8 protein-coding genes are annotated in these 8,483 nt (G+C 69.0%); 4 read left to right on the top strand and 4 right to left on the bottom strand.

Features of this window, described 5'->3' with window-relative positions; all coding sequences use genetic code 11:
- Positions 1 to 1,323 (bottom strand): UPF0182 family protein (locus ACFWPJ_RS17585; protein ID WP_378852546.1); only part of this gene is annotated, 1,323 nt, incomplete at its 3' end.
- A gap of 158 nt (positions 1,324 to 1,481) precedes the next feature.
- Here ACFWPJ_RS17585 and ACFWPJ_RS17580 point away from each other — a divergent pair.
- Positions 1,482 to 2,060, top strand: a complete 579-nt coding sequence (locus tag ACFWPJ_RS17580; RefSeq protein ID WP_189026848.1) for a PPA1309 family protein — start codon at positions 1,482 to 1,484, stop codon at positions 2,058 to 2,060.
- Here the strand turns inward: ACFWPJ_RS17580 and ACFWPJ_RS17575 are convergent, their stop codons facing one another.
- Positions 2,061 to 3,086 carry a PDZ domain-containing protein gene (locus ACFWPJ_RS17575; RefSeq protein WP_378852542.1) on the bottom strand — a complete coding sequence of 342 codons (1,026 nt, stop codon included), beginning with the start codon at positions 3,084 to 3,086 and terminating at the stop codon, positions 2,061 to 2,063.
- Positions 3,087 to 3,213: 127 nt separating this feature from the next.
- Here ACFWPJ_RS17575 and ACFWPJ_RS17570 point away from each other — a divergent pair, with 127 nt between their 5' ends.
- From ACFWPJ_RS17570 to ACFWPJ_RS17560, 3 genes are all read left to right on the top strand, one after another.
- Positions 3,214 to 4,617: a zinc-dependent metalloprotease gene (locus ACFWPJ_RS17570; RefSeq protein WP_378852540.1), complete on the top strand. Its 1,404-nt coding sequence runs from the start codon at positions 3,214 to 3,216 to the stop codon at positions 4,615 to 4,617.
- A gap of 211 nt (positions 4,618 to 4,828) precedes the next feature.
- Positions 4,829 to 5,701, top strand: coding sequence for a TOMM precursor leader peptide-binding protein (locus ACFWPJ_RS17565; RefSeq protein ID WP_378852538.1), 873 nt, complete (start codon positions 4,829 to 4,831; stop codon positions 5,699 to 5,701).
- Positions 5,702 to 5,760: 59 nt separating this feature from the next.
- On the top strand, positions 5,761 to 7,110 hold the full coding sequence (locus tag ACFWPJ_RS17560) for an ABC1 kinase family protein (protein WP_378852544.1): 1,350 nt from the start codon (positions 5,761 to 5,763) through the stop codon (positions 7,108 to 7,110).
- 97 nt (positions 7,111 to 7,207) lie between these two features.
- On the opposite strand, the gene ACFWPJ_RS17555 is transcribed toward ACFWPJ_RS17560, so the two are convergent.
- Both ACFWPJ_RS17555 and ACFWPJ_RS17550 read right to left on the bottom strand, forming a co-directional pair.
- Positions 7,208 to 7,501, bottom strand: coding sequence for a WhiB family transcriptional regulator (locus ACFWPJ_RS17555; RefSeq protein ID WP_378852537.1), 294 nt, complete (start codon positions 7,499 to 7,501; stop codon positions 7,208 to 7,210).
- Between the two features lie 574 nt (positions 7,502 to 8,075).
- Positions 8,076 to 8,483: HRDC domain-containing protein (locus tag ACFWPJ_RS17550; protein ID WP_378852535.1), on the bottom strand; the 408-nt coding region annotated here is incomplete at its 5' end.

Raw genomic sequence — 8,483 nt, 5'->3', positions numbered from 1 at the left:
GTTGCCGTGGGTGTAGACGGTGTGCTGGTTGATCCAGTCCTTCTGGTTGCCCGACAGCGCTTCCGGATGCAGCTCACGCGCGGCGACGATGTAGTCCTGCATGTCGCCGTTGAGGGTGTAGCGGTCGATGTCGAGCGACTCGGGGAAGCCGTAGAAGTTCTTCAGCTGCTTGAGCTGGGTGAACGTGGGCGAGAGGATGTTCGGGTCGAGCAGGCGCGCGTTGCCGATGGTCACCGCGTCGGCGGGCACCTCCAGCGGGTTCTTGGTGCTCTCGCCCTTGTATTCCTGATAGTCGATCTTGTCGTCGGTGATGCCGTACGCCTGGCGCGTGGCCAGGATGTTGCGTTCGATGTACGGGCTCTCCTTGTCGGCCGCGTTCGGGCGCACCGAGAACTGCTCGACCACCATCGGCCACACCGCGCCGACCAGGATCGACGAGAGCACCAGCAGCGCGGCGGCCATCGCGGGCACCCGCAGATCGCGCAGCACGATGCCGGCGAAGAACGCGATCGCGCAGATCACCGCGATCGAGAGCAGGATCAGCTTGGCGGGCAGCACCGCGTTGATGTCGGTGAACGACGGACCACCGAACGTCGGCTCCTTGCGGGTGCTCGACAGCAGGTCGTAGCGGTCGAACCAGTACGCGATCGCCTTGAGCAGCACGAACATTCCGGCGAGCACGGCAAGCTGCACGCGCGCGGCCCTGGTCAGTGTGCCCTCGCGCCCGGCCAGGCGCAGGCCACCGAACACGTAGTGGGTCACCAGGTTCGCGAAGAACGCGATCACCACGGCGACGAACAGCCAGTTCAGCACCATCCGGTAGAACGGCAGATCGAAGGCGTAGAACCCGACGTCGAGGTGGAACTGCGGGTCCTGCTGACCGAAATCACCGCCGTGCAGGAACATCTGCACGGTGGCCCAATTCGACTGCGCCACCAACCCGGACAGCAGGCCGAGCAGCACCGGGATGCCGATGCCGAACAGCTTCAGCTTGCTCATCACGGTGGTCCGATAGCGCGCGATCGGGTCGTTGGGTCCGGCGACCGGCACGAACACCGGCCGCGATCGGTAGGCCAGCAGCAGCGCGCCCCACACGACGAGGCCGACGAACAGCGCGACCACGGCGAACAGGACCAGCCGCGTCACCAGCACGCCCAGATAGACGCTGCGATAGCCGACCTCGCCGAACCACAACCAGTTGGTGTAGGCGTCGGTGAGGCGTGGCCCGAGCAGCAACAGCGCCGCGAGGACGACTGCTGTCACCAGCAGCACTCGGCTGCGTCGGGACAACGAAGGTAAGCCGGTGGGGGGCCGCATGCCCACGGTGCCACTCTCCAGGGTCCGGCGGTGCCCGGCGCCGGTGACCGGCGCAGACACCGCAGTCCGATGTTGCGGTTGGTCCGTTACCGGACCGTTGGCGCCCACTCTACGGAAATCGGACACCGTGCAGGCGCCTGGGCCGAAAATGATTGGATGGGCGGGTGACCGATGACCAGCACGCCGAAGCCGTCCTCGCCCGTTGTGTGCGCGAGGTCGTCGAGTTCGCCGACGCCGAGGGCTGGGGAAACCCGCCGCAGATGTTCGCGTTGGTGCCGACCGCCGACCTCGTCGCGGCCGAACCCGACCTCGAGGATCAGCTCGACGACGGCAGCGAGCTCACCCCCATCGCGCAGGAAGCCTTCCCCGACGACATCACCGGCGGGTCGATGGCGCTCGACGAATTCCTCGCCACCACCACCTGGCCGCCCGCCGTCGAGGGCTGCGTGCTGGTCCAGGAGATCGTGGTGCTGCCGCCGGACGCCGAGAGCGATCTCGACGAGGCGCTCGTCCCGCTGCTCGCCGACGACGATGCCGCCGATGCGGCCGGTCGCGCCGCCGCGCACGCCCATCCGGGCAGGCGCGACGCGCGGCTCATCGCCGGGGTGCTGCGTCAGGGCACCTCACTGTGTCTGCTGCAGATCCGGCCCGAGGACGACGACGGCTTCGGCGATCTCGACCTGCGCACCTACCCGAATCTGGCGCCCGGCCTGGTCGAGGCGCTGCACCACACGCTGGAGTGATCAGCCGCAGCTGACGGCCTCGCGGCCCGCGTCGATGTCGGCCAGCGAGGTCACCGCGCTGTCGAGGGTGTCGACCTTCACCAGCCGCAGGCCCTCCGGCGCGCGCTGGCGGGCCTCGTTGCAGTTGTCGGCGGGGACGAGGAACGTCTCGGCGCCTGCCTCGCGCGCGGCGATCATCTTGTACTGGATGCCGCCGATCGGGCCGACCTTGCCTTCCTGATCGATGGTGCCGGTACCGGCGACGAACCGGCCGCCGTTGAGCTCACCGGGCGAAAGCTTGTCGATCAGCGCCAGGCTGAACATCAGTCCGGCCGAAGGACCGCCGATGTCGGCGAGGTTGAACTCGACCTGCAGCGGCGGGCGGCCGCCCTCACCCGGCGTGATGCCGAGGTAGCCCTTCGACGCGTCGTCGGGGCGGGCGCCGAGGGTGATCGGCGTGGTCTGCTCGGCGTCGCCGCGCCGGTAGGTGACCGTGATCGTGGTGCCGGGACCCTTGGTGCCGACGATGTCGATCACGTCCTTGGGCGTGGTGATCGGGATGCCGTCGATGCTGAGCAGCTCGTCGCCCACCTGCAGCACGTCCTTGGCCGGGCCCTCCTCACCGAGTCCGCGCACCAGCACCACCGTCGGCATCTTCAGGAAGTGCAGCGCCGCGACCTCGGCATTGCTCTCGGAATCCTTGAATTCCTGCTGATTGGACTTGTCGACCTCTTCGCGCGGGACCCCCGGCGGATACACCTCGGCGCGCGGGACGAGGCCGTGCTCACCGCTGGCCCAGAACCCGAACGCCTCGAACAGGTTGAGCCCGTCGCGCACCGAGACCGTCGTCATATTGAGCTGCCCGCTCGTCGGATCCAGCGGCGCGCCCGTGACGTCGACCACCTGCTTTCCGTCGACCTTGCCGAGGGTGTCGAAGGTCGGGCCGGGGCCGAGCGCGACGAACGGCACGGTGACCACGCTGCCGACGACTCCGAGCACGAGCACGGGTACCAGGGCCACGATCAGGGTGAGGATCCGACGATTCACTCCGACCACAGTAGTGATCACCGGCCGTGACCGACGGTAGTGGCACGCTTTTGCCGTGCGCGCTGCTCGCCCGGTTTCGCGATGCGCGAACACCGTGGGCCCCGGGGTCCCGCGTAACGTAAGAGGTATGAGCGATCTCCCCTTCGGCTTCTCGAACCGCGACGACGACGAGTCGGGCAAGCGTCGCGACGAGGCGAACGGCCCCGGCGGAAACGATCCGTTCGGGTTCGGGGCTGCGGGCGCGGGCGGCTTCGACCCGTCGCAGCTGGGTCAGATGCTTACCCAGCTCGGGCAGATGCTCAGCGGCATGGGCCAGGCGACGGGACCGGGCGGCGCGCAGTCGGGACCGGTCAACTACGACGTGGCCAAGCGGCTGGCCCGCCAGCAGCTCGGCGCCACCGTCGCGCCGATCGCGGCGAAGACGTCCTCCGCGGTGGCCGACGCGGCGCACCTGGCCGAGCTGTGGCTCGACGGCGCCACCACGCTGCCCGCGGGCGCGTCGAAGACGGTCGCGTGGACGGCCAACGACTGGATCGAAGAGACCCTGCCCACCTGGAAGCGCCTGTGCGATCCGGTGGCCGAGCAGATCTCGGGCATGTGGACCGCGCAGCTGCCGGAGGAGGCCAAGCAGTTCGCCGGGCCGATGGTCGGCATGCTCGGCCAGATGGGCGGGCTGGCGTTCGGTTCCCAGCTCGGTCAGGCACTGGGCCAGCTGGCCAAGGAGGTACTGACCTCCACCGATATCGGTCTGCCGCTCGGCCCGGCCGGTACCGCGGCGCTGCTGCCGACCGCGATCTCGGCGTTCAGCGAGGGGCTCGAGCAGCCCGAGAGCGAGATCATGGTGTTCCTCGCGGCCAGGGAGGCGGCCCACCAGCGGCTGTTCGGGCACGTGCCGTGGCTGCGTCAGCAGGTGCTCGGCGCGGTCGAGGGCTACGCGCGCGGCATCAAGATGGACTTCTCCTCGCTGGAGGAAGCCGCCCAGAACATCGACCCGATGTCGCTGAGCGACCCGTCCAAGCTCGAGGAACTGCTGTCCCAGGGCACGTTCGAACCGCAGACCACCCCCGAGCAGAAGCAGGCGCTCGAGCGCCTCGAGACCCTGCTCGCGCTGATCGAGGGCTGGGTCGACGTGGTCGTCACCGACGCCGTCGGTGAGCGGTTGCCGGGCGCCGGTGCGTTGTCGGAGACGCTGCGCCGCCGTCGCGCGAGCGGCGGACCCGCCGAGCAGACCTTCGCCACCCTGGTCGGTCTGGAGCTGCGCCCGCGCAAGGTCCGCGAGGCATCGGCGCTGTGGCGCCGGCTGACCACCGACGCGGGCATGGAGCGGCGTGACGGCGTGTGGGCGCACCCCGATCTGCTGCCCGATTCCAGCGATCTGGACTCGCCCGCCGGCTTCATCGACTCGGTGATCGGCGGCGGCACCGGCGCTTTCGACGACCCGCTGGCCCAGCTCGCCGAGACCGAGGCGCGCGAGCGCGACGAGGCCGAGCGCGGCAAGTCCGATCCGGACTCCGGCACCGACCGTCCCTGATCCGCACTCGCAACCACGGTCCGCGAAGAATCTGCGCGTCGTGGTGGCGCGACACGGTTCCAGGCCGCGAACGCGTCCGGAAACCCCGCGCCGACCGGCGGGACACGAGTTGTCCACAGGCCGGAAATCACGACCGCGACACGCCGAAAGCCTGTGGATAACCAGGCTTTCGGCGCACCTCGTGCCGTGGCCGGTTGCCGATACTCGGGACATGACGACCACGACGCCACTGCGCGGACCGATGCTCCACCCCAGGGTGACCACGCTGGTCCGCCCGTCGGGCACGGTGCAACTGGGCTGGGATCCCGAACGCGCCCTGCTGCTCGAGACCACCGAACTCGACACCGGCACGGTGCTCGCGTTCCTGCGACTGCTCGACGGATTGCAATCGCGGCCACAGATCATCTGGCGCGCAGGCGAATTCGGGATCGCACCCGACCGCACCATCGCCCTGCTCGCCGCGATCGAGCGGGCCGGACTGCTGCTGCAACCCGAACGCAAACAGGGCCGGATCCGCGCCGTCACCGTGCACGGACTCGGCCCGCTCTCCGATGCCGTGGCGATCGGATTGCGGCGCATGGGTTTTCGCCCCGTCCGGTCGCGGGAGTACCGGCCCGACACCGCGATCGGGGCAGGCAGCGATCTGGTGGTGCTCACCGATGCCCTGATGGTCGATCCACGCCTGTCGGTGGACCTGGTGCTGCGCCGGATACCGCACCTGCAGGTACGGGTGCGCGACGGCGTCGGTGTGGTCGGCCCGCTCGTGCTGCCCGGCGAGACCAGCTGCCTGCGCTGCGCCGACCTGACCCGCACCGGATTCGACGCCGATTGGCCGCATCTGGCGGCGCAGCTGCTCGGCCGCACCGGGCACGCCTCCCCCGCCGGCATCGCGGCGACGACCGCGCTGGCCATGGGCGAGCTGGAGGCGATCGTCGCGTGCTCGCCGCGACGACGGCCCGGCACCCTCGACGCCACCGTCGAATTGGATCTGGACACCCATGAGGTGCAGAGACGGCCGTGGCTGCCGCACCCGGACTGCGGGTGCAGGACCGTCGCCGCCACCGGATCGGGCACGGGCCGATGAGCACCCACACCGACCGGTGTGAGCATTCCCATGGCACACCGCGGGCAAGTTCGGCCATGATGGGTAGCGTGTCCGAGATCGTGCGCCGCAGTTCCAGCCGCAATGCCAAGTTGGCCAAGATACCGCTCGGCATTGCCGGACGAGCCGCCGTCGGGTTCGGCAAGAAGCTCGTCGGTGGCGACAAGCAGCAGATCAACGCGACACTGAACCAGAAGGCCGCCGAGCAGTTGTTCGCCGTGCTCGGTGAGCTCAAGGGCGGCGCGATGAAGTTCGGGCAGGCGCTCAGCGTGATGGAGGCCGCCGTCCCGGAGGAGTTCGGCGAGCACTACCGCGAGGCGCTCACCAAACTGCAGGCCGCCGCCCCGCCGATGCCTGCCGAGACCGTGCACCGGGTGCTCGACCAGCAGCTGGGCACCAAATGGCGCGACCGCTTCCAGTCCTTCGACGACACCCCGGCCGCCTCGGCCAGCATCGGCCAGGTCCACCGGGCCGTGTGGTCGGACGGGCGACCGGTCGCGGTGAAGGTGCAGTACCCCGGCGCCGACGAGGCCCTGCGCGCCGATCTGAAGACGCTGTCGCGAATGACCGGGCTGCTCTCGTCGGTGATCCCCGGCGCCGATGTGAAGCCGCTGCTGGCCGAAATCACCGAGCGCACCGAGGAAGAACTCGACTACCGCATCGAGGCCGCCAACCAGCGCCGTTTCGCCGCCGCGTTCGAGGGGCATCCGCAGATCGTGGTGCCGCGGGTGGTGGCCGGTGCCCCGAAGGTGATCGTCACCGAATGGCTCGACGGCACCCCGGTCTCGGCGCTCATCGCCGCGGGCGCGGCCGACCCGGAAGGCACACGGGCGCAGCGCAATCGGATCGCCGAGCTGATGGGCACCTTCCACTTCTCCTCCCCGGAGCGGGTCGGCCTGCTGCACGGCGACCCGCACCCGGGCAATTTCCTCGTGCTCACCGACGGCAAGCTGGCCGTGCTCGATTTCGGTGCCTGCGCGCCGATGCCGGACGGCTTCCCCGAGATCCTGGGCCGGATGCTCGCCCTGGCCGTCGCGGAGGACCACGCCGCGCTCACCGAGCTGCTCTACGAGCACGGCTGGGTGATCCCCGGCCGCACCGTCACCCACGAGGAGATCGAGGCGTACCTGCGCCCGTTCAGCGACCCGATCCGCACCGACACCTTCCACTTCACCCGCGCCTGGATGCAGCGCGTGGCGGGCAAGGCCTCGGAGTTCACCAGCCCCGAGATGAAAACCGCACGCGCACTGCAACTCCCGGCCGAGTACCTGATGATCTTCCGGGTCCTCGGCGGCTCGGTCGGCATCCTGGCCCAGCTCGACGCCGAACTCGGCTTCATGAACCTGGTACGCACCTGGGTCCCCGGATTCCGCGCCGAACGCGCTTCGTAGTCCGGCCCCGTCGAACGCACCTACCCCACAACGCAAAACGAACCGCTCACCAGGACTCGGTGAGCGGTTCGCTTGCGGTACAACCCCATTCCGGGGTTCATGCCGGGATCGCGACCTTGCGCGGACGGCCACGCGGGCGCTTGCGGGCGATCACGACACCCTGGTCGAATATAACACCCCCCCCGACCCCCCACCCCTCGGCCCGCTCGCTGTCGGGGGGGAGGCCGCCCCAGCGGATCGGGCAGGACGCGCACAGTTGCTTGGCCTGCTCGAGGTCGTTCGGGCTCTCCGCGAACCACAGATCAGGGTTTCCGGCCCGGCAGGGCAGGGACGCCACGGTTCGGCATGTCACGTCAGTAGTGGCCTGCGGCCAGTCCTGGGCGGTGAACACGTCGTTCTCCTTCAGCTCGTTTGCAGCGGTTGTTCGTTCGGTGTGCGAACCCGGTGCCAACGGCTGAGGAGCCGAATGAAAAAGGCCACGGATTTCGCTTCTCGCGATCCGTGGCCAGGAGGTCTGGGAGGAGTTCCCTACCTAGTTCGACATCTCTGTCGAGACCTGAGCACGGTCGCTGGGTGGACACGGAGGCGGATTGCGCCGCCGAACGCGGGTGCGTACCCGAATTCGACGGCCGGTGCTGCCGGCGCCTCGACGGCGGTCGGCTGCCAACCCACGCTGGGCTTGTCCTGGAGACGAATCGGGGTGTGCTGATGAACGAGAGTCATCGGCACAGCGGTGGTATCGACGCCGGACAGACCGGTCCCCTGCAGAGCGAGGACCCCCCGGGAGGCCGACACCATGGATGCGTTCACCAGGACGCGATTGCCCATCGCATCGAACGTGGTGTTGCTGTTCATCTGACTGCCTCCCTCCTGAACTCGTGTGCTGATTGGAAACTCGCGCCGAAGTCACCCTCGGTGCGTGTTCTCCACCATAGGCAATGATCGAGAACCGAACAACCTATTTTCTACCTGCGGTTTTGTGTCGTAGCCCGCATCCGTGACGCGACGATGGCGAGCACGTCGGCGCCGTACTGTTCGATCTTCTTCGCGCCGATACCCGCGATCGACGCCAGTGCCGCGTCGTCGGCGGGCAGCTGCTCGGCGATAGCGGTGAGCGTGGTGTCGGTGAAGACGACGAAGTCGCGCACCCGCAGGACCTCGGCCTTCTCCGCCCGCCACTCCCGCAGCGCCTCGAGTAGCTGGGGGTCGAGCTCGGCCGGGCAGCGACGGCACCGGCCGAGCATGGTGGCGTAGGTGCCGATCAGCGGTTTCGCGCAGACCCGGCCCAGCGGGCGTTTGCCGTCTTCGTCCTTAGTCCCGGTCGCGGTCGCGGCGATTAGCGACACGGGCGGTGCGTGGGGGCCAAAACCGGT

The organism is Nocardia sp. NPDC058497, assembly GCF_042720195.1.
Classification (GTDB): Bacteria; Actinomycetota; Actinomycetes; order Mycobacteriales; family Mycobacteriaceae; genus Nocardia.
Note: the sequence above shows the minus strand (reverse complement) of the source record. Positions and strands in the feature narration are given on the sequence as shown.